The sequence below is a fragment of the Leifsonia sp. NPDC014704 genome, from assembly GCF_043083605.1.
Lineage (GTDB): Bacteria > Actinomycetota > Actinomycetes > Actinomycetales > Microbacteriaceae > Leifsonia.
The window spans coordinates 1753535-1774693 of record NZ_JBIBYW010000001.1 but is presented as its reverse complement, the minus strand read 5'-3'; the positions used below and the strand labels follow the sequence as shown (position 1 = coordinate 1774693).

At 69.5% G+C, this 21159-nt stretch carries 16 protein-coding genes; 6 read left to right on the top strand and 10 right to left on the bottom strand.

Annotated features, from left to right (window positions below; genetic code table 11):
* Positions 1–21: 21 nt before the first annotated feature.
* From ACF1AJ_RS08680 to ACF1AJ_RS08645, 8 genes are all read right to left on the bottom strand, one after another.
* Entirely contained in the window at positions 22–1395 is a 1374-nt protein-coding gene (locus ACF1AJ_RS08680) for a glycosyltransferase family 4 protein (RefSeq protein WP_391506966.1), read from the bottom strand.
* Positions 1396–1411: 16 nt separating this feature from the next.
* On the bottom strand, positions 1412–2269 hold the full coding sequence (locus ACF1AJ_RS08675; protein ID WP_391506965.1) for a glycosyltransferase family 2 protein: 858 nt from the start codon (positions 2267–2269) through the stop codon (positions 1412–1414).
* A gap of 14 nt (positions 2270–2283) precedes the next feature.
* Positions 2284–3522 carry an ABC transporter ATP-binding protein gene (locus ACF1AJ_RS08670; protein WP_391506964.1) on the bottom strand — a complete coding sequence of 413 codons (1239 nt, stop codon included), beginning with the start codon at positions 3520–3522 and terminating at the stop codon, positions 2284–2286.
* 10 nt (positions 3523–3532) lie between these two features.
* Positions 3533–4435: an ABC transporter permease gene (locus ACF1AJ_RS08665; RefSeq protein WP_391506963.1), complete on the bottom strand. Its 903-nt coding sequence runs from the start codon at positions 4433–4435 to the stop codon at positions 3533–3535.
* Positions 4436–4529: 94 nt separating this feature from the next.
* Positions 4530–5651, bottom strand: a complete 1122-nt coding sequence (locus tag ACF1AJ_RS08660; protein WP_391506962.1) for a glycosyltransferase family 2 protein — start codon at positions 5649–5651, stop codon at positions 4530–4532.
* Between the two features lie 8 nt (positions 5652–5659).
* Positions 5660–7696, bottom strand: coding sequence for a glycoside hydrolase family 99-like domain-containing protein (locus ACF1AJ_RS08655; protein WP_391506961.1), 2037 nt, complete (start codon positions 7694–7696; stop codon positions 5660–5662).
* A 20-nt stretch (positions 7697–7716) separates the two neighbouring features.
* The gene (locus ACF1AJ_RS08650) at positions 7717–8541 is read right to left on the bottom strand and encodes a rhamnan synthesis F family protein (protein ID WP_391506960.1); all 825 of its coding nucleotides are present in this window, start codon (positions 8539–8541) and stop codon (positions 7717–7719) included.
* Positions 8542–8544: 3 nt separating this feature from the next.
* Positions 8545–8781: a hypothetical protein gene (locus tag ACF1AJ_RS08645; RefSeq protein WP_309857165.1), complete on the bottom strand. Its 237-nt coding sequence runs from the start codon at positions 8779–8781 to the stop codon at positions 8545–8547.
* Positions 8782–9013: 232 nt separating this feature from the next.
* On the opposite strand from ACF1AJ_RS08645, the gene ACF1AJ_RS08640 reads away from it, so the two are divergent.
* From ACF1AJ_RS08640 to ACF1AJ_RS08630, 3 genes are all read left to right on the top strand, one after another.
* The gene (locus ACF1AJ_RS08640; protein WP_391506959.1) at positions 9014–11011 is read left to right on the top strand and encodes a hypothetical protein; all 1998 of its coding nucleotides are present in this window, start codon (positions 9014–9016) and stop codon (positions 11009–11011) included.
* Positions 11012–11083: 72 nt separating this feature from the next.
* A complete protein-coding gene (locus ACF1AJ_RS08635; protein ID WP_391506958.1) occupies positions 11084–13561 on the top strand; it encodes a glycosyltransferase in 2478 nt (825 codons plus the stop codon).
* The gene (locus tag ACF1AJ_RS08630) at positions 13558–14532 is read left to right on the top strand and encodes a glycosyltransferase family 2 protein (protein ID WP_391506957.1); all 975 of its coding nucleotides are present in this window, start codon (positions 13558–13560) and stop codon (positions 14530–14532) included. The genes ACF1AJ_RS08635 and ACF1AJ_RS08630 overlap by 4 nt, the downstream gene beginning before the upstream one ends.
* 1405 nt (positions 14533–15937) lie before the next feature.
* Here the strand turns inward: ACF1AJ_RS08630 and ACF1AJ_RS08625 are convergent.
* Entirely contained in the window at positions 15938–17533 is a 1596-nt protein-coding gene (locus ACF1AJ_RS08625; RefSeq protein WP_391506956.1) for a DUF2142 domain-containing protein, read from the bottom strand.
* Between the two features lie 132 nt (positions 17534–17665).
* Complete coding sequence (locus ACF1AJ_RS08620) at positions 17666–19051, bottom strand: lipopolysaccharide biosynthesis protein (RefSeq protein ID WP_391506955.1); 1386 nt, start codon at positions 19049–19051, stop codon at positions 17666–17668.
* A gap of 29 nt (positions 19052–19080) precedes the next feature.
* Between ACF1AJ_RS08620 and ACF1AJ_RS08615 the strand changes: the two genes are divergently transcribed.
* From ACF1AJ_RS08615 to ACF1AJ_RS08605, 3 genes are read left to right on the top strand one after another with little or no spacing between them, the layout of a single operon-like run.
* Positions 19081–19968 carry a glycosyltransferase family 2 protein gene (locus tag ACF1AJ_RS08615; RefSeq protein ID WP_391506954.1) on the top strand — a complete coding sequence of 296 codons (888 nt, stop codon included), beginning with the start codon at positions 19081–19083 and terminating at the stop codon, positions 19966–19968.
* 52 nt (positions 19969–20020) lie between these two features.
* Positions 20021–20758 carry a glycosyltransferase family 2 protein gene (locus tag ACF1AJ_RS08610; protein ID WP_391506953.1) on the top strand — a complete coding sequence of 246 codons (738 nt, stop codon included), beginning with the start codon at positions 20021–20023 and terminating at the stop codon, positions 20756–20758.
* The gene (locus ACF1AJ_RS08605) at positions 20755–21156 is read left to right on the top strand and encodes a DUF2304 domain-containing protein (RefSeq protein WP_391506952.1); all 402 of its coding nucleotides are present in this window, start codon (positions 20755–20757) and stop codon (positions 21154–21156) included. Before ACF1AJ_RS08610 ends, ACF1AJ_RS08605 begins: the two co-directional genes overlap by 4 nt.
* The last annotated feature ends 3 nt before the right edge of the window (positions 21157–21159 follow it).

Below are 21159 nucleotides of genomic sequence, written 5' to 3'. Positions count from 1 at the left end.
CGGCGTACTCGGTAGCTCGGCCTATTCGGGTCGTTCGGGCGTCCGCCCACGGAGGCGGGCGACCCACTCGCCGGCCAGGCGCAGTGGGGCGGTGACCCGCCACGACGAGCTCGACTCCATGCCCGCGATGCGCTTCCGCAGGTCGGCGGTGATCTGGTTGCGCTGGGAGATGACCCCGCGGACGCGGTCCGCTGCCGGGTAGGGCGCCCGCACGTAGCGCACGAGCGGTTCCAGGGTGGTCGACCAGTGCATCCGCCCGGCGAATGCCCGCACGTTCCCGCGGATCCGCTCACGCTCCGCATCGTCGAACAACAGCTCGCCCAGCGCGGCCTCCAGCGACTCCACGTCCTGCGGCGGCACGACGCGTCCCAGCCCGTTGTCGCGGATGAGGGGTGCGAAGGTGTCGCCATCGGTCGCGACGACCGGCAGGCCCGCCCACCAGTAGTCGAGCACCCGGGTGCGGAAGCTGTAGGCCGTCTCGATGTGCTCGAGGTGGGTGCTCACGCCCAGGTCGGCATCCAGCAGGAAGTCGGCGCGCTGATCGTAGGGAACCCAGGTCTCATTGAAGAAGACCACGGAGTCGGTCAGGCCCAGCTCGTCGGAGAGGCGGCGCGCTGCGCGCTCCATCTCCATCTGCGGCACGTCCGGGTTGGGGTGTTTCACACCGAGGAAGAACAGCCGGACCTCCGGGTGCTCCTTCGCCAGCCGGCCGACCGCCGAGATCAGCGTGAGCGGGTCGAACCAGTTGTAGACACCGCCACCCCACAGGATGACCTTGTCGTCCGCTCCGATGCCGTCGACGACGCCGCGGATGCCGTGGGCCTTCTGCACGGGCGGGGCGTCCTGGATGCCGAACGGCGCCACATCCAGCAGGTTGCGGAGGGTGGGGTCGGCCGCGTAGGTGGCGGGGTTCACCCGGGTCATGGCCGCGAGCTGACCGAGCCAGAAGTCGCGCTGCTTCTCCGACGCGCACACCATGAAGTCGGCGCGCTCGATCTGGTCGTTCATGACCTCGACGGAGTCGACGGAGGACGCGTAGTAGTCGGCCTCGGGGAGGTCGCGGCCCTGCTCCAGCCACTCGAGGTGCACGGGGTCGTAGATGTCCGCGACGATGAGCACATCCATCGCCTTGAGCCAGGTATGGGTGCGGAGGATGTGGCCCTGGATGATCACGACATCCGCCCACTCCGCGTGGGGCTTCAGGGCGTCCTGGCCGGCGTGGACGATGGTGAACTCCGGCGAGGTGACGGTCGCGCCGACCGTGGAGGCGAGCCGCACCTCTCCGACGGCGCTGAGCGCCTGGGCGACGTGCCACGCCCGGATGGCGGGGCCGGCCATCCGCTCGCCGATCGTGTCGGGTGTCACGATGAGGATGCGTTTCGCGCGATTCTCCATCAGTCGGTCGTTCCTCTCATCGGGTGACCCACCACTGCCGCACGCGCAGGCCGACCCACAGGACCACGCGGACGGGCAGCAGGTACCAGCCGGTGTATTTGCGCGAGAGATAGCGGTACGCGCTTTCGTGGTGGACGGCCTCCATGCGCCGGGAGGCGGTGCTCGTCGAATGGGCTCCGGTGTGCACAACGCTCGCGGTCGGCGCGTAGAGGTTGGCCCAGGCGGCCTTGCTGAGGCGGGCGCCGAGGTCGACGTCCTCGAAGTACATGAAGTACGAGGTGTCGAAGCCGCCGATCTGCTCGTAGGCGTCGCGACGCACGACCAGGCAGGCACCGGACAGCCAGCCGACCGGACGGACGGCGTCGCTCTCGTAGTCGACCCCGCGGTAGCGCCTCGTCCACGGGTTGCCGGGCCAGATGCGGCCGAAGATCGCGTGACCCACCCCCGTGCGGAGCGAGGGGAGGCTCCGGGCGGACGGGTACACGGTGCCGTCGACGTTGAGGATGCGCGGCCCGGCAGAGCCCGCGGCCGGCCGTTCGCGCAGCACGCGCACCAGCTCGTCCACCGATCCGGGCGAGAACTCGACGTCCGGATTGGCGATGACCAGGAACTCGGCGTCGGGCGATCCGTGCCGGACGCCCTCCTCGATCCCGCCGCCGTAGCCCAGGTTCTCGTCGAGGGCGAGGAACTCCGCGCCGAACTCGGCGCACGCCTCCCGCTCCACGGTCGTGTCGGCCGAGGCGTTGTCGACGACGACGATCTCGGCGGCGTGGGCCGTCGCGGTCCGCGCCGAGCGCAGGAAGGCGCGCAGCACCTCGCCGGTGTTATGGGTGACGGTGACGATCAGGACGGAGGGGGAGTCGGCTCCGGGCATCTCAGCGCAGGGCCTCAGTCGTCGACGATCGAGAAGGTCGGCTTGGCGTACAGCATCCCCACCGTCGACGGATCCTGGGCGACATCGAAGCTGGTCGCCTGGGGCAGGTCGGCGAAGTGACGGCCGGTCGGGTCCATCAGGGACACGTTGACGAAGTACTTTCCCGGGCCGAACTGCGGCCGCTGCAACCGCAGCTGCAGGGTCTGCGGCCCGGTCGACGCGGGCAGGTCCGTCCCGGCGCGCGGCGTCGAGGTGCCCAGAACGACCTGACCCATGGCGTTGTCGATCTGGACGCCGCAGGTCCAGCCCTCGACGGGCTCGTAGTGATCGATCTGCATGGTGATGAGGAGGTCGTCGTCGCGCTCCAGCGGGGAGCCGACGGTCTTGCCGTCCGGTTTCGCGGAGACCACGTTGATGCGGGCCTCGCGCTCCGGAGCGGTCAGACGGCCGTTGGCGTCGACCTCCGTCACGCGGCGCTCCTCGAGGATGTCGCGGAACTGCGACACCGCGTCACGCGGCTCCCCGTCGAACACGATCTCGCCCTGGTTGAGGAGGATGGCGCGGTCGCACAGCTCGATCACCTGGCTGAGGGTGTGCGTCACCAGGATGATGGTGCGCCCCTCCTCCTGGAAGGAGCGGATCTTGTCGAGGCACTTGCGCTGGAACGCCTCGTCGCCGACAGCGAGGACCTCGTCGACGAGCAGCAGGTCGGGGTCGGTGTGCACGGCGACGGCGAAGGCCAGACGCACGTACATGCCGGAGGAGTAGAACTTCACCTGGGTGTCGATGAAGTCGCCGATGCCCGAGAACGCAACGATGTCGTCGAACCGAGCCTCGGTCTCGGCGCGGCTCAGCCCCATGATCGAGGCGTTGAGGTAGACGTTCTCGCGGCCGGTCAGGTCGGGGTGGAACCCGGCCCCCAGCTCCAGCAGCGCCGCGATGCGGCCGCGTCGGCTGACGGTGCCGCTCGTCGGGTCGACGATGCCGCCGATGACCTTGAGCAGTGTCGACTTGCCGGAGCCGTTGTGACCGATCAGGGCGACGGTGTGACCGGCGGTGATGGTCGCCGAGACGTTCCGCAGCGCCCAGAACTCCTCGCGGTGCTTCCGGCCGCGGCCGAAGGCGACGAGGCGCTCCTTGAGGGAGTTGTCCTTGCGCAGCACGAAGCGCTTCGAGACGTCGTCGATGACGACGATCTCCGGCGAGCTCTCCGCGGTGCGGGTCTCCGGGCGGGTGGTGAGTTTGTCCGTCATACCGTGCTTCCTAGAGAGCCTGCGCGAAGTTGCCCTGGAGGCGCTGGAAGACGCGCTGGAAGGACACCAGCAGCACCAGACCGATGACGAAGGCGATGCCGAGGCGCAGAGCGAGGCCGGCGGGGTACTCCGCGGTCGCCTGGCCGCCCATCCAGAACGCCTTCTGGAAGCCGAGGACCGCCAGGGTGATCGGGTTGTCGGTGTAGATCTCGAGCGCGAGGCTGGGGCCGAGGATGTCCTTGACCATGCTCCACGAGTACACGATGGGGGAGGCCCAGAGCAGGAGGAGCAGCAGCACCTCCACCAGGTACTGGATGTCGCGCAGGTAGACATTGAGCGCCGAGAGCAGCAGGGCGAAGGCCGTGCCGTAGACCAGCAGCACCAGCAGTGCCGGGAAGAAGTACAGGAAGTCCGGCGACCACGGGAAGGACCCGAGGATCGCTGTGAAGATCAGCAGGATCCCGAGCTGGATGGCGAAGTTGAACAGTGCCGATCCGACGCTCGCCAGCGGGAACACCTCGCGGGGGAGGTACACCTTCTTGATCAGTCCGGCGTTGCCCACGATCGACGCGGTGCCGCCTCCGATGATCTCGCTGAGGAGGCCGTAGGCCGTCAGGCCGGTGAAGACGTAGACCGCGAACTCGGGGATGCCGCGCTCGGCGGACAGGAACTTGCCGATGACGATGTAGTAGATGAACAGCTGCGTCAGCGGCCGGATCAGGGTCCAGACGAAGCCGAGGGCGCTGTCCTTGTAGCGGGACTTCAGGTCGCGGCGGACGAGCAGCGAGAGCATCTCGCGGTGCGAGAAGATCTCCTTCAACGCGGCGATCGACCGTCGGCCGGTGGGCGAGGCGGCTCCGACCGGCGCCAGTTTCTGGCGGGAGAGAGCCTCGAATCGCGCCTGGGCTGACATGCACTTCTTTTCGTCGGGGGCGGGGGACCTCGCAAGTATAGTCGGCCGCTCCCGGACCCGGCCGTGCGCCGCCTGAGTGCCCGGGAAGGCTGAATCAGGCGTGGTCGCGGCGGCTGGAACGCTGCCGGACGACCCGGGCGACCTTGGCGGAGAGCCGTTCGTCGGCCCGCTGCCGGGCCTCCGTCACCGCCGTGGAGAGCTCGGCGATGTGCGCGTTGAGGGCTCCGACCTGATCGCTCAGGTCGAAGATCATGTCGCGCTCGCGCACGCCCTGCCGCTCCAGCTCCCGGATGCGCAGCTCCATCGCGCCGAGCTCCCGGCCGTACGCGTACTCCTGCGCGTACTCCTGCTCGTCCACGAGCTCGTCGGGGACGGGCGACGGCCAGCGGTCGGCGATCCGCCGCTCCAGACGGAAGGAGCCGTCGGCGAGCCCGCGCTCGAGCTCCTCGGCGGTCGGATTCCGCACGAGGTATGACGCCAACAGGGTGCCCGCGCGGAGTCGGCGGTAGTCGCGCATCCCGTGATGGTTGGGGCTCGGCGTGAGCTCCGGGTTGCTCTCGTAGGCGCGGCCGGCGTTCTCGACCTTGTGGGCGAATTGCCGCCACGAGCGCCACGGGAAGTGGAGCACCTCTACCGCGTAGGCGGGGTCCGGCTCGCCCGCACTCTCGAGGTTGACGAAGTGGTTGCCCTGCGCGACTTCGATCTCAGGGTCGCCGACGTGCACGGCGTCCGGCGTGGAGTGGGCGTGCAGTCCGACCGCGTTCAGCTGCTCGACCGACCGCTCGTCGCGGTAGACCAGTCGCTGGAGGCCGGTGCCGGCCAGCGCGGCCGGTCCCGTCATGTCCACGACCGGGACGGTGAACGCACGGAGTGCCGGGTCGATGTGCTCGAACGCCTGCTTGAGCGTGAGCGCCGGGTCGCGGGCGACCCAGAACTCGTCGGCGTCGGCGTTGACGACCCAGCCCGCGCCGTACCGGGTGGCGGCGTCGCGCGCCATCCCCGTGACGACAGAGCTCTGCTGCTTGCGCTGCACGGGATCGTGGCGCAGGTCGATCAGGCCGCGCTCGGCGAACTCGCCGAGGATCTCCGCGGTGCCGTCGACGGAGCCGTTGTCCGTCACGATCAGGACGTCGACCCCCTGATCGAGATGGTGCTCGATCATCGGCCGGATGATGTCCGCCTCATCGCGGACCATCACCGTCATAGCGAGTTTCACGGGTTTCCTTACCTGAGGAGCGCATCCTTCACGGCGAGAAGGAACGTCCGGCCGAAGCGCTGCGACGGTTCGAGCACAGCAGACTCCGCCCACTCGTTCCACGCGTTCACGAAGACGATGCGATGTTCGGGTTCACGGTCGGCGACGGCGGAGATGGCCGAGTTCAACCAGCGCCGGAACGTGTACGGATTGGAACCATACCAGAGGTCGGGTCGCCATTGGCGGCGCGCCGTGTTGTCGAAATTGACCATCACTCCGGGGTAGCGTTCCTCCTCCACGGGCTCGCGGAGGACGAGCTCCGAGGTGACCGCCATCTCGGGGTAGCTGAGCACGTGCCCCTCGAAACGCGGGTCGAAACGGTCGAGCTTCTCGAGGTCGACGGTGGTCCAGCGGCGGTTGTGCGGAGCGAACTCGAGGAAGGCGTCGATCCCGTAGTCCGAGAGGGCGCCGTCGATGCCGTCCATCTCCCGCCCCACGTCGACGGTGGCGATGTGGAGGCCCGGCAGGCCCTCCTCGACGGCGCGCTCCCGCCAGCGCTGGACCGTCTTCGGGAAGTCGGGCAGCTGCGCGATCTTGTACACGGCGACCAGCGGCTTGCCCTCGACGCGGATGTACCGCGGATCGAGGAGCAGGTGCATGACGTCCTCGATGAACTGCTCCGCCGGCACGTGGTCGTAGTCCTGGGCGATGAGGATGCTGGACTCGCTGCCGTCCCACCGCCGCGACCAGTTCTCGTTGGCCCACATCAGACAGAACGGCTGGTCCCCGTCGGCGGCGTGCAGGCGCTCCACGGGGAGGTCCATGAGCTTCTTGCCGGAGAACCAGTAGTAGTAGTACATGAAGCCCTCGATGCCGGCGGACCGGGCGAGGTCGTACTGCCGGTCCCGCACACCCTCCACCGAGAGGTCGTAGAAGCCGAGTTCCGAGGGGAGCAGCGGCTGGTTGTGCCCTTCGAAGATGGGCCGTGCCGCCGTGACGTTCGACCACTCGGTGAACCCCGGTCCCCACCACTGGTCGTTCTCGGGGAAGGTGTGGAACTGCGGCAGGTAGAACGGGATGACGCGGGCGCGCGGTGTGCGGTCGGCGCCCAGTTCGAAGTGCCGCCAGCTGTCGTCGGCGGGGGCCTCGATGGTCCTGCGGCCGGCGATCCGGTAGCCCGCCTCGAGGGTCACCAGCCCGAGCGCGCGCTCGACCGCGTGCGCGGTCGTGCCGTCGACCTGACCGGCCTCCGGCTCGAAGTCCTCCGCGTCCATGGCGAACGCCCGGAGCCCCTGGAGCAGGAAGCCGCGGATCCAGTACACGGAGCCCGAGGCGAAGCGGAGGTCGTGCTCGCTGACCGAGAGCTGCAGACGGCGCATGAGGGCTCGCGTCCGCTCCAGGTCGCCGCCCCAGAACTCCGTGCCGACGATGTCCTCGTCCGCGGTGACGATCCCGACGCTCGGGTCTTCCGCGAAAGCGCCGAGCACGGTCTGGACGTTGTCCGTCGAGCCGAGCACGGTGCCGTAGAGAGAGGAGCGCCAGTCGTCGCCCGTGCCGGACAGTTCCGCGTGCTCCTCCCGCCAGGTGCTCTTCTTCGTGTGCACCTTGAGGACGAGCTCGTACGGGTCGAGCAGCCCGGCGTTGACGACCTCGACCATCGGCAGGATGTCGCGGCCGTGATTCGCGACGGGCAGCACCGCGACGTGTCCGGCCAGCGGAACGTCATCCAGACGGAGGTCCAGCTCCTCGCCGCTCGCGTTGGTGACGATGAGGTCGAACGGCACCGGGATGTTCCGCAATTGCTCGCACAGCTCGGGCACCAGATCCGTGTAGAAGACGTGCATCAGCACGCCGATCCGGGCGGGTGCCGCCGGATACTCGTACCGCGACGCCCACGCGTCCGGCAGCGTCGGCCGCAGTTTCCCGGTGCGACGATCCACCCAGGCCGCGTGGTCCGCCGGGTGGGGCTGCGGCGGGATGACCGTCTCGCGCGGCGCGATGCCGCTCGCCGCGATCTGGAACGCTGCGCTGATGTTGCGGCGGATCTGCCGTCCTCTGGATGCCACGGGCGCTCCTTCCTGGCCGCTCACAGCCACTCGCCGACGTCGGCGCCGAACCGCTCGCGGATGATCTCGGGGGCCAGACGGGCGTCCGGCGTGACGGAGGGGTCGCGCACGAGCTCCCGCTTGAGGAACGGGAAGCCGAGCTCGACCAATCGCCGCCATCCAGTGATGACCGGGTTGTCGGTGGGCGACACGACACGCTCCGAGTCGAACCACGCGCGCGAAGTCAGACCCTCCGCGCGCAGCAGGCGGCTGAAGCCGAGCTCGTAGTCGCCGATGATGCTGGTCTTGTCGTCGAGGTGCTTGATGTTGCGCCAGAACTGACGGATCGCCGGGTCGGCGAGCACGCCCCCGTGGAAGCCCAGCAGGTAGCTCTGCAGGTGCGGCACGATCTGCCGCGTGTTCGTGGCGCCCCAGACGTCGGCGGCGGTCCCCTCGAAGGAGTCGATCATCCCGTCGAGCGGTGCGAACGGGCCGAGCATGGAGTCGTTGACGAGGATCACATTGCGGCGCTTCGCGACCGAGCGGAACCGGTCGAGGCCGACGGCCCAGGAGCCGAAGTCGTAGCCGATGTTCGGCTTGCGCACGACGATCGTCGACTCGGGCAGGGGAGTCGGCCAGCGCAGCGGGGAGCGGTCGTCCGAAGCGCGGACCACGATGGACGGATAGCCGGCCACATCGAGCGCGCCGACCAGCTCGCCGAGCGAGCGGCTCACCTGGCCGTCGGCGCCCCAGCTGGCGACGATGGCGATGCGGTCGCCGGCGGGCGGCCGGGCCGGTCCGCGCTCGACGGTGACATCGCGGCGGACGAGATCGAGGACGCGCTCGGAGGCGCGGTGCGGGGCCACTCGTCAGCCCCGGCGCGCGAGCATGCGGAGCGGCTTGGTGATGCGCCACGACATCGACGAGCGCATGGCGGTGACCTGCTTCCTATAGCGCTCCGCCTGCTCCTCGGCCGCCGTCACCTGACGCCGGAGGTCGTCGATCGTCGGCGCGTTGGACGCGAGCTCGGCGCGCAGCGCGCGGATCTCGCGCCGGGCGGCGGCCAGCTCGTCGTCCGTGGATGGACGGGAAGGGGTGGAAGCCATCGGAACCGTTCTCTCTGCCGTGCGTATGCCCCTGCCATCTTACGAGGGCCGCCTCCGTGCCCCTCAAAGAGGGGCAGTCAGAGGAGCGCGACAGCCCGCTCAAATGCTGGGAAAGCGCCGAGAGCTGACGTACTCTGATGGCGGATGCGCCCGCCGACCCGGTGCATCCGGGCCGCCCGGCGCCGCGACAGTGCGCTGGGGAGTGCTCCCGCCGACCAGGGAACCCCCAACCATGAAGCGAGTCCTCTCCATCCTCGGGACGCTGCTGCTCGCCGTCGCCGTGCTCGTTCCGGTGACCCAGCTGCTGCCGGCTCCGTCGGCAGAGGCGGCGAACGGAAGCGACTTCCAGCCGGGCTACATCATCAGCGACGAGAACTTCTACGATCCGGCCGCGATGACGACCGCCGAGATCCAGTCGTTCCTCAACTCCCGCGTGCCGAGCTGCCAGTCGGGGTACACCTGTCTGAAGAGCTTCACACAGAGCACCTACAGCCGCGGCGCGGACCCGATGTGCCGCGCGTACAGCGGGGCGTCGAACGAGTCGGCCGCTCAGATCATCTTCAAGGTCCAGCAGGCGTGCAGCATCAGCGCCAAGGCGATCCTGGTCACGCTCGAGAAGGAGCAGGGGCTCGTCTCCTCGACCGCCCCGACCGCATCCCGCTACCAGATCGCGATGGGCTACGCCTGTCCCGACACCGCGCCGTGCGATTCGGAGTACTTCGGCTTCTACAACCAGGTCTATAAGGCGGCGTGGCAGTTCAAGCGCTACGGCAACCCGGCGGGCACCAGTAACTTCTTCACCTGGATCCCGGTCGGCGGCGTCGCGAACATCCAGTACAGCCCGAACGCGGCCTGCGGCACCAAGGCGGTCCAGATCCAGAACGCCGCCACCGCCGCGCTCTACTACTACACGCCGTACACGCCCAATCCGGCGGCCCTCGCGAACCTCTACGGAACGGGCGATGGGTGCTCGGCGTACGGGAACCGCAACTTCTTCCGCATGTACACCGACTGGTTCGGCTCGACCACGGCGCCGCACTACGGCTCGTTCGACAGCGCGGTCGGCACCTACAAGGGCATCCAGATCAGCGGCTGGTCCTACGACCCGTCGACCACGGCCTCCTCGTACATCTGGGTGAACGTGGATGGACAGGGCGGTCCCTCGAAGGCCGACAAGCCGCTGAGCTGGTTCAACGCCATGTTCCCCGGATACGGCCCGAACCATGGGTTCTCCGAGCTCATCCAGGCGGCGCCGGGCGATCACCAGATCTGCGTCTACAACGTCCGCGGTTCGGCCAACTCGCTCCTCGGCTGCAAGTACGTCACCGTGCCGTACGGCTCGGGCAGCCTGGACACGGCCACGGCGACCTGGGGCGGGGCGCGCATGACCGGGTGGGCGGTCGACTTCGCCACAACCGCGCCCGCCTACATCTGGGTGAACGTCGACGGGCAGGGCGGTCCGTACAAGGCGGGGAACCCGACGAACTGGCTGAACACCTACTACCCGGGCTCGGGTACGGCCCACGGCTTCGACGTGACAGTGCCTGCGTCGCCGGGTGCACACAAGTTCGATGTCTACGGCGTCTACGGGACGCAGAACGTGCTCATCCGCAGTGTCACCCTCACGGTGCCTCGCGGGACCGGCTCGTTCGACTCGGCGACCGCCGTGCCCGGAGGGGTGCAGATCGGCGGATGGTCCGCTGACTACACGTCGCCGAGCCAGTCGTACCTGTGGGTCAACGTCGACGGTGCCGGCGGTCCGTACAAGACGAACAAGAGCCTGAGCTGGCTGCCGAACCTCCTCCCGGGGATCGGCACGGCGAACGGGTTCGACCTGTTCCTGCCCGCGACCAAGGGCACGCACCAGGTCTGCGTCTACGGTGTCGGGGGCACACAACTCCTCGGCTGTAAGACGGTGACGGTGACGCAGTCCGACTCGGGCTCGCTCGACGGCGTTGAAGCGGTGCCGGGAGGTCTTCGCGTGCACGGCTGGGCCGTCGACCTCACGCAGCGCAGCGTTCCGTCCTACGTCTGGATCGACGTGAGCGGTGCCGGGGCGGCCGCGAAGGCCAACCTGCCGGTGAGCTGGTTCAACAACCTGTATCCGGGGGCCGGGCCCTACCACGGGTTCGACGTGACGATCCCGCGGCCGGCGGGCACGTACTCGGTCTGTGTGCAGACGAGCACCGGGTTCACCCAGATGGGCTGCCGCTCCGTGACCGTCCGCTGACGGTCGCGGCGCAGCCGTCGCCGAGGTGCCGATTGCTAAGATCGGTTTCCGCAAGCGAACAGGAAGGCCTCTATGCCGAACCTCCGTCCCGGCGTCGTCTCCGTCGTTCTCGTGAACTTCCGCGGGACCGACGACACCCTCCAGGCGATCCGCCATCTGCGTGAGCAGGACTGGCCCGCCGAGCGTCTCGAGATCGTCGTCGTCGAGAACGGTTCAGGGGACGACAGCGCCGAGCGGCTGCGCGCTATCGAGGGGATCACGCTGATCGTCTCGAAGAAGAATCTCGGCTTCGCCGGCGGCTGCAACCTCGGTGTCCGGTCGTCCTCCGGCGACATCGTCGCCTTCCTCAACAACGACGCCCGTCCGGATGCGCGGTGGATCGCCGCCGCCGTCGAGCGCTTCGGCGAGAGCAGCGCCATCGGTGCGGTCGCCAGCAAAGTGCTCGACTGGGACGGCGAGCTGGTGGACTACATCGGCTCGGCGCTGACCTGGTTCGGCCAGGGCTACAAGCCGCTCACCGCCCAGCCCGTGCCCTCCAGCGCCGACGAGCCGTCCGACGTACTGTTCGGCACCGGGTCCGCGATGTTCGTCCGTCGCGACGTCTACGACGCACTGGGCGGTTTCGACGAGCGCTACTTCATGTTCTTCGAGGACGTCGACCTCGGCTGGCGTCTCAACCTCCGCGGCTGGCGCTACGTGTACGAGCCGCGTTCGCTGGCGTACCACAAGCACCACGCCTCGATGAGCAAGTTCGGGGCGTTCAAAGAGACCTACCTGCTGGAGCGCAACGCGCTGTACACGCAGTACAAGAACCTCGGCGACGAGGCGCTCGCCGACGCGCTGCCCGCCACCCTCGCGCTCGCCGTCCGACGCGCGGTGGCCAAGGGCGACCTCGACTCCGCCTCCTTCGACCTCCGCAAGGGCGGCGACGACGCGCCGACGCAGGAGGTATCGCGCGAGACGCTGGCCGGTGTCTTCGCGATCGACCAGTTCGTCGAGAACCTGCCGTCGCTGGCCGAGTCACGGCGCGAGATCCAGGCATCCCGGGTCGTCTCCGACGCGCGGCTGTGGTCGCTGTTCGGCGAGACGGATGCGCCCTCGTTCCAGAACGACCACTACCTCGAGGGCTACGACAAGCTGGCGACCGCGTTCGCCGTCACCGAGCCGCCGCAGGTGACCCGCGTGCTGATCATCACGGGCGACCCCATCGGCGAGAAGATGGCCGGCCCCGCCATCCGCGCCTGGCACATGGCCGAGGCGCTCGCCGCCGACAATGAGGTCACCCTCGTCTCGCTCGCGGGCGTCGAGCCGGTCTCCGCGCCGTTCCGCGTCGCGCATGTGCGGCCCGGAGACGACCGTGCGATGAAACCGTTCGAGCGCGAGGCCGACGTCATCGTCTTCCAGGGGCTGGCGATGGCGCTGTTCGACAGCATCCGCACCACCGACAAGATCATCGTCGCCGACATCTACGACCCGATGCATCTGGAGCAGCTGGAGCAGGGCCGCGAACTCGGTGCCGCGCAGTGGAAGAAGCAGGTCGGCGACGCGACGGACGTCCTCAACGAGCAGCTGGAGCGCGGCGACTTCTTCCTGTGCGCTTCGGAGCGCCAGCGTCACTTCTACCTCGGTCAGCTGGCGGCCCTCGGCCGCGTGAACCCGTCCGTGTACGAGACCGACCCGGATCTCGAGCGCCTCATCGACGTCGTGCCGTTCGGGCTCTCCAGCACCCCGCCGCGGCACGAGCGCGAGGTGCTCAAGGGCGTCCGGCCGGGCATCGGCGTCGACGACAAGGTGCTGCTGTGGAGCGGCGGGCTCTACAACTGGTTCGATCCGACATCCCTCATCCGGGCCGTCGCCGCGCTGAACGAGACGCACCCCGACGTCCGGCTGTTCTTCCAGGGCACGAAGCACCCGCATCCCGGTGTCCCGGAGATGGGGATCGTCGCGGAGTCGCGAGCGCTCGCCCGCGAACTCGGCGTGCTCGACAGTGCCGTCTTCTTCAACGACTCGTGGGTGGACTACGCCGACCGGCAGAACTACCTCACCGAGGCGGATGCGGGCGTCAGCACGCACTTCGCCCACATCGAGACGACCTTCTCGTTCCGGACCCGCATCCTCGACTATCTGTGGGCCGAGCTGCCCATGGTGGTCACCGAGGGCGACCACTTCGCCGACCTCGTCCGCGAGGAGAAGCTCGGCATCGTTGTCCCGTCCGGCGACGTCGCCGCCCTGCGCGATGCGCTGGAGAAGATCCTCTACGACGAGGCGTTCGTGAAGGCCGCGAAGCGCAACATCCGTCGCGTGCGTGAGCGGTACTTCTGGGAGAACGTGCTGCGGCCGCTCACGGCGTTCGTCGCCGACGCCCGGCACGCGCCGGACCTCGTCGAGAGCGGTGCCGTGCGGTCGTCGCGTCCGGTCGCCGGGCGGGCCGTGCGCCGCAAGAAGCACGGCATCCGCCACGATGTCGGCCTGTTCTTCCACTATCTGAGCAACGGCGGACCGAAGGTCGTAGCCAAGAAGATCACCAGCCGGGTCAAGCGGTCGCTGTGACCCGTCCGTCGGTCTCGGTCGCGCTGTGCACGTACAACGGCGCGGCCTTCCTCGGCACCCAGCTGCGGTCCATCCGGGCGCAGACGCGGCCGCCCGCGGAGATCGTGGTCTCGGACGACGGCTCGACCGACACGACAGTGGCGGTCGCGGAGACCGCGCTCGCCGGGTTCCCCGACGCCCGCATCCTCCGTAACGAGGTCGCTCTGGGGGTGGTCCGCAACTTCGAGCAGGCGGTCACGGCCACCCACGGAGACCTGATCGCGCTCAGCGACCAGGACGACGCGTGGATGCCCGACAAGCTCGAGCGGATGGCCGCACGGTTCGCCGACGATCCGTCGCTCCTGTTCCTCCACACCGATGCGCGGCTGATCGACGGCGTCGGACGGCCGGCGGGGGCGACCCTGTTCGAGTCGCTCGAGGTGACCCGTGCCGACCGCGACGGCATCCATGCCGGTGACGCCTTCCGGGTCTACCTGCGCCGCAACCTGGCGACAGGCGCGACGGTCGTCTTCCGACGTTCACTTCTGGACGCGGCGCTGCCGTTCCCGGACGAGTGGGTGCACGACGAATGGCTGGCAATCATCGCGGCGGCTCTCTCGGGCGCCGACGTGCTCGAAGACCCGCTGACCGACTACCGTCGCCACGGCTCGAACCAGATCGGGGTCGCCGACCCGACGCTCCGGGGCAAGGCGGCGCGCGTCCTGCAGGCTCGCGGCGACCGCAACCGCGGGCTGGCGCGACGCGCCCAGGTGCTGGTGACCCGGCTCGAAGCGCTGGGGGAGCGCATCCCGCAGGAAGCTCTGGACCTCGCCAGGCGTAAGCGGGAGTTCGAGACCGCACGGGCGGCAATGCCCGCCGCGCGCATCCTCCGGGCTCCCGCCGTGCTGCGACTGGCCGCACGAGGCGACTATGCGCGGTTCGCGAGCCGCGGCAACGCGGACATCGTGCGCGACCTGCTGCAGCCCGCCTGAGCCCGTCGCGCGGAGTCCGAGAGACCTGCGCTGATACGATGTCCGGGCGGTCGATCGCCGCCGGCGCGGGAGGTCGAAACGCACCGCGCCCAGCTGGAGGGGAAGGGCGGAGCCTGTGCCTGGCTCACGGAGTGTCGTGTCGCGTGCGTTGAGTGTCCTCAGGGGAGTGATCGCGCCGATCCTGATCCTGATCGTAGCGAGCGCGGGATTCGTCGCCTGGCAGAACTCCCACGCGCGGGCCCTCTCGCCCTACGACGAGTACGTCTACGTCGACTACCTCGCCAAGGTGCCCACCGAGGGCGTCGTCCGCAACGGTGAGGAGACCGGCGACGTCGCACGGCAGGCGCTGGCCTGCCTGGGCGTTCAGGAGTACACGATCGTCGTCCAGTCGTGCCGCGGCTCCGACTTCGACAAGGACTCCCTCTACCCCTACGCCGGTCACACCGGCGCCGACATCTACACACCCGTCTACTTCGCCGTCACGTGGGCGCTGGCCCAGCCGTTCGTGTGGACCGGGATGGATCTGGTGCACGCCGGACGCCTGGTGGGGGCGTTCTGGCTCGCGCTCGGAACAGTGGGCGTCTGGCTCCTCATCCGGCTGCTCCGCGTCGACCCGCTCTACGGGCTGGTCGCCGGGCTCGTGGTGATCGCGACCCCGGCGGCGTACTGGTCGACCACGTACATCAGCACGGACGCGCCCTCCCTGGCCGTCGGGGCCTGGCTCGGCTGTCTGGGGGTGTGGGCGTGGCGACGCCATCGGCCGGCGATCGTGCTGCTCCCGGTCGCCGCCACCCTCGCTGTGCTGCTCAAGGTCCAGAACCTCGCGGCGGTGGGCGCCGTCGGTCTGGCACTGCTGGTGGGAGTGATCGTCGAGCGCTCCACCGCAGACCGCCCGTTGCGGAACAACCGTCTGGCCCGGATCTTCACCGACGGGCGCTCGCTCTCGGCGATCGCGGCGGTCGTTCTCGCGCTCTGCGCGCAGGTCGGCTGGCTGGCGCTGCGAGCGGCCCTCACCCTGCCGTCGACCTCTCCCGGCGTCGACACCGTGCGGCAGGAGCTGTCGCCGCGCGCCCTCGTCACGGAGGCGTTCCGGTTCCTCACCACGGTCGGCGGTCCGGTCAGCTTCTCCGGGGCGTTCGGGCTCGCCGTCTCCAGTGTCCTCGTCGTGCTCACCATCGGATCGCTGGTCGGACTGATCGTCGGCTATCGGTTCTGGGGCGGCCGCAACCTCGTGCTCGCTTCGAGCCTCCTGGCTGTGACCCTGCTCCTCGGCCCCGGGCTGGCGTTCTTCACCCGCGTGACGGTGGGCTACTACACCCCGCTCAGCGAGCGGTACGGGCTTTCGCTGCTGGCCCTGTTCGTCGCGCTGATCGCCGTCTACCTGTCCGCCGCCCTCGGCCGGCGTTCACCGGACGGCTGGCGCGACGGCGACGTCCGTCTCCCGGCGCGGCCACGTCGCCACGGCGAGGAGCACGCCGGAGGCGGCGATCAGCACCGCGCTCAGGAGCAGCCACAGCAGGTTCCCGCCGGGCGGTGACCACGGCGCGTCTCCGAGCAGGAACAGCCGGAGGGTGCCGTTGCCGCCCACGGCGTAGCGGCGAAGCGTGGCCTCGAACGCCCACCACTGCGCACCGACCGCGAGGACGGACACGAGCAGGACGAGCCGTCGCATCGTCGTCGGGGCGATGAGTTCGGCACGCGGGCCGAGGAACGCCGCGGCGCCCACGATGAGACAGAGGAACAGCGGAAGGTTGTAGCGCCCCTGCCAGATGAGGCCTCCGCCGTGGATATAGACCGCCTGGACGATCGCCGGCAGCAGCAGGAAGGCGGCGAGGAGGATGGCGAAGGCCAGGAGCCGCCGTCCGCGGAGGACGAGGAGAGCCGCGACGACCAGGGCGGCGATGCCGGCGCCGTAGAGGTAGACGACGACGTCGGGCGCGGGGGTGTCCAGCCAGCCGAACAGTCCCACAAGGCCCTGGCCGTAACCCACGGTGCCGGTGAGGACGCGGAGGAAACCGGTCAGCGGCGACGCGCCGACGCCGGGGAACTGGAGGGCCTCATCCGGCTTCACGATCGCGTTGGCGAGCGAGTTGGAGCCGAGCGTCCAGGCGAGCGCGCCGATGACGAAGACCGCGGAGACAGCCATCGTGACGATCGTGGCCGGGCGGCGCAGAAGCGCGAGCAGTCGCTGCCCCGGGATGAGCACGAGGGGGACGCCGATGGCGACGACCAGCCAGAGGGGTGACAGTCCGCGCGCGTTCACCGCCAAGGCGATGCCGGCGCCGACGACCCAGAGATTCGAGCGCAGTCCGGCGGAGGTTCGATCGAGCGCGATCGCGAGCATCGCCACGAAGACGGCGAGAGTCGCGGCCGCCTCCAGACTGTTCGGGTTGACCGTTCCCCCGAGGAACAGCATCATCGGCGTGATCGCCAGGGCATACGAGAGCATGGCGAGCCGACGATGCGGCAGTGTCGTGGTGACCGCGAAGGCGAGAGCCAGGAACAGGGCCGTCAACAGGGCGCTGACCGCCCGCATCGCATAGATGCCGCCCGTGTCGTGGACGATGAGCGTCGGCCATCCGACGGCGAGATAGTAGAGCGGGTTGTAGAGGCCGGCGCTGGTGGTCGACCGCGTGGCCGCGTCCGGATCCGAGAACTCCTGGATGCCGCAGTCGGCGTCGACGGCGGGGTGGAAGGCGAAGCACGTGACGGCCTGCGACCGGGCGATGTACGCGGGAACCGTGACGACGTTGCCCACCGGGCTCGGGGTGCCGACCCATTCGCCGCGCACGACGCTGGCCGCTCGCACGATGTGGGCGGGCTCGTCGGGGGAGCCGGAGATCGGGGTCGCGAAGCCCCAGCAGAGGCACAGGAGGCTCAGCAGCGCCCACGACACCAGGAAGGCGCGGGCGGGGAGGCGCGTCCGGGCGGCGGGTTCTTGTCGGTCGATCACGGGATCCGTCTCATCCGTGCTTCCGGCTCGTCGCTGGAGGACCGTCATGTCACCGCCGTACGCCCAGGTTGCACATCAACACCATAGGGGATTCACACCTGAGATCGCGTCATGATCGGCCGGGATGCACGTCTAGCGGTCTTGCGGCGGCGTGACGCCGACGTGGGTCGCGCGCGGTTCTCAGGCCAGCGCGGTCGACCGCGATCCGCCCAGCATCCGCAGCGCAACGAGATGCGTGACGAGCCCCACCGCCGGGCCGGCGGCCAAGGCCAGTGCTGCGCGCTGCGGAAGAGGGAGCGGGAGGAACAGCAGCGCCAGCGTGACGAGCGACGCCGCCACCCAGCCCCCGGCATAGAGCCCGTGCAGGTTGCGCGCGAGAACCGCCGAGCCGCTCACGAAAAGTCCTCCGATGAGGCCCGACGAGGCGATCAGGGCGGCCAGCACGCCGGCATCGAGGTCGAACTGCGGGCCGAAGACGAAGCGCATCACGGGCTCGCCCCACAGCCACGCCGCCGCACACAGCACGGCGATGACAGCGGCGATCAGCAGCAGGAGGGAGGCCACCGTCCGGCCCGTGCGCTCCGGGTGGTGCGAGAAGCGGCTCACCAGGAAGCTCGACAGCGCGGTGAGCGGCACCAGGATCGGCGCCCGCGTGAGCGTGACGGCGAGCACGAGCGACCCGAGCTCCGCATGGTTGTCCGGCCCGGCGAAGAACGAGAGGACGAGCGGGAAGCCGTTGATCAGGACGGCCGTCGCCGACGCGGCGAGCATCGTCCGGCCCGTGTTGACGACTAGCTCACGAGCGGTGATCGCCACGCGGGCGTTCGCGACGAGGGCTCGCGGCGCGCTGAGGAAGACGATCGCGAGGGAGAGCGGGAAGGGCGCGATCACCGCGATCGCGAGCGGCACGATGTCGTGCGTCACGCTCAGGACCGCGGTCACGCCGACCACCCGGAGGATGCCGTCCAGCGCGACCGTCGCAGCCAGCTGGCGCCACATCCCGCTCCCCGCCATGACGCCGGACGCCGCCGCGACGACGCAGTTCAGGGCAGCCCCTGCCGCCACGAACCAGGCCAGCCCGGCATTCTGGGCGCCCAGGCTCGGAACCGCCCAGAGCGGGCTCGTCGCGAGCACCAGCAGACCCACCAGCAGCGCGGCCGCAGCGGCGAAGATCCAGAGTGACGTCGAGGGCGTGTGAACGGTGGATGCGGTGGCATGCCGCTCTGTGTTCGCGGCGCGCTCCCTCTCCGTGTGCGCCGTCGCCCGCGTCGCCTCCTGCTGGAGCCCGAACAGCACGCCCACCACGAGGAAGAGCGCGGACCAGAAGACCGAGAAGACCCCGTAGCCCGCGGCGCCCGCCCCGGTGTAGACGCGCCAGGTCACCACGTAGCCCGCCACCCCCGAGATCGCGGTCGCGGCGAGGATCAGCGCGACCGACGACCGTGCAGACCGAGGGGCCCCCGGCGCCTCGGGATCGGGAATGGGTTCGTTCAGCGGTTCGAAAGCGGTGATGGGTGGCTCCCCTGAGCACATGAAAGGATGGAGGTCGACCGCGGCGCGCGGCACGCTTACCCTACGACGAAAGCCATTACGCAGTGACGATCGACATCATGATGCCGTTCTACGGTGACCCGGGCCTGTTCCGTGCCGCCGTGGAGAGCGTCCTGGCGCAGACCGACCCGCGGTGGCGCCTGGTCGTCGTCGACGACGTGTATCCCGACACCGCGCCAGGCGAATGGGTCGCGTCGCTCGGCGATCCCCGCGTGGAGTACGTCCGGAACGAGGTGAACCTCGGGGTCAACGGCAACTTCTCCAAGTGCGTCCGGCTCGTCAGCGCCGACTACTTCGTGCTGATGGGGTGCGACGACCTGATGGAGCCCGGGTACGTGGCTTCGATGCTCGCGGCCATCGAAACGCATCCCGGGGCCGCCTACCTCCAGCCCGGCGTGACGGTGATCGACGACGATGGAGCGCCCGCGATGCCGCTCGCCGACCGCGTCAAGTCCTGGTACCGGCCGCGTCGGCGCGAGGCGACCGTCCTGACCGGGCAGCGGCTCGCCGTGAGCCTCCTGCGCGGCAACTGGACGTACTTCCCGTCGATCTGCTGGCGGACCGACACCGTGCGCGAGTACGGTTTCGACGCGTCCTTCGACGTCGTGCTCGACCTCGCGCTGCAGCTCGACATCGTGCTCGACGGCGGCGACCTCGTCCTTCTCCCCGAGCACACCTTCTGCTACCGCCGGCACGAGGGCAGCGTCTCGTCGTGGACGGCGCAGGACGGCACCCGGTTCGACGAGGAGCGCGCTTTCTTCCTCGACGTCAAGCGACGGCTTCGCGCACGCGGCTGGCGGAGCGCAGCGCGGGTGGCTTCCGCGCACGTCTCCAGCCGGCTGAATGCCGCCACCCGGCTCCCGGCGGCGCTCTCCACACGGGACGGCGCCGGCATCCGTTCGCTCCTCACGCACGTCTTCCGCGGGTGGTGACGGCGCCGCCTTCGGCGCTTCCGGACACCCCCGACTGCTAGAATCCCTGATCATGCCCACCTCGCTCGCACAGACGCTGATCGTCGTGCCCGCCTTCAACGAGGAGGCCTCCGTCGGCGCCGTCGTCCACGAGATCGCCGAGAAGCTGCCCGGCGTGAGCGTGCTTGTCGTCGATGACGGGTCGGCGGACACCACCAGCGTCGTCGCGGCCGAGGCGGGCGCCGAGGTCGCCCGGCTTCCCTTCAACATGGGCGTCGGCGGCGCAATGCGCTTCGGCTTCAAGTACGCGCTGGAGCACGGCTTCAGCAACGTCATCCAGATCGACGCGGACGGCCAGCACGACCCGGGCAACGTGCCCGCCCTGCTGGCGGCGCTCGAGAACGCGGACCTGGCGATCGGCGCCCGCTTCGCCGGAGCCGGCGACTACACCGTCCGCGGTCCGCGCAAGTGGGCGATGCGGATGCTGTCGCGTACCCTGAGCCGCACGGCCGGCACCACGCTCAGTGACACCACCTCCGGATTCAAGGCGAGCGGTCCGCGCGCCGTCGCCCTGTTCGCCCGCAACTACCCCGCGGAGTACCTCGGCGACACCATCGAGGCGCTCGTGATCGCGGCCCGCGCCGGCTGCCGCATCGTGCAGGTGCCGGTGATCATGCGGCCGCGTGCCGCGGGCGTCCCGTCGCACAACCCGGTCAAGGCCGCGACCTACCTCGGCCGCGCCTTCCTCGCTCTCGGTTTCGCCCTGTTCCGCCCGATCGCCCCCGCCGAGAGGCAGCTGAACGCGTCGTGAGTCTCACCGCCTACATCCTCGGCATCCTCGCCGCACTGCTCACCCTGGGTGTCGTCATCGAGATGATGCGCCGCAAGCGCATGCGCGAACGGCACGCCATCTGGTGGCTGCTCGCCGGCACGCTGGCGCTCATCATCGGCATCTTCCCGGGCATCTTGAACTGGACGGCCGAACTCCTCGGTGTCGGCGTCGGCACCAACCTCGTGTTCTTCGTCAGCATCGCGGTGCTGTTCCTGGTCTGCATCCAGGCGAGCGCCGAGCTCACCACCCTCGAGGACAAGACCCGGTCGCTCGCCGAGCAGACGGTGCTGCTGCAGTTGCGCGTCAAAGAGCTCGAGCGCCGGCTCGGCGCCGACGACGGCCGCGCCTCGGACGCGGGCGCGCCTCCCGCGGCCTAACCC

What these genes read in the sequence shown, in the direction of transcription:
- ACF1AJ_RS08680 (WP_391506966.1), bottom strand. Translation starts at nt 1,395, where the DNA reads ATGGAGAATCGCGCGAAACGCATCCTCATCGTGACACCCGACACGATC.
- ACF1AJ_RS08675 (WP_391506965.1), bottom strand. Translation starts at nt 2,269, where the DNA reads ATGCCCGGAGCCGACTCCCCCTCCGTCCTGATCGTCACCGTCACCCAT.
- ACF1AJ_RS08670 (WP_391506964.1), bottom strand. Translation starts at nt 3,522, where the DNA reads ATGACGGACAAACTCACCACCCGCCCGGAGACCCGCACCGCGGAGAGC.
- ACF1AJ_RS08665 (WP_391506963.1), bottom strand. Translation starts at nt 4,435, where the DNA reads ATGTCAGCCCAGGCGCGATTCGAGGCTCTCTCCCGCCAGAAACTGGCG.
- ACF1AJ_RS08645 (WP_309857165.1), bottom strand. Translation starts at nt 8,781, where the DNA reads ATGGCTTCCACCCCTTCCCGTCCATCCACGGACGACGAGCTGGCCGCC.
- ACF1AJ_RS08640 (WP_391506959.1), top strand. Translation starts at nt 9,014, where the DNA reads ATGAAGCGAGTCCTCTCCATCCTCGGGACGCTGCTGCTCGCCGTCGCC.
- ACF1AJ_RS08635 (WP_391506958.1), top strand. Translation starts at nt 11,084, where the DNA reads ATGCCGAACCTCCGTCCCGGCGTCGTCTCCGTCGTTCTCGTGAACTTC.
- ACF1AJ_RS08625 (WP_391506956.1), bottom strand. Translation starts at nt 17,533, where the DNA reads ATGACGGTCCTCCAGCGACGAGCCGGAAGCACGGATGAGACGGATCCC.
- ACF1AJ_RS08610 (WP_391506953.1), top strand. Translation starts at nt 20,021, where the DNA reads ATGCCCACCTCGCTCGCACAGACGCTGATCGTCGTGCCCGCCTTCAAC.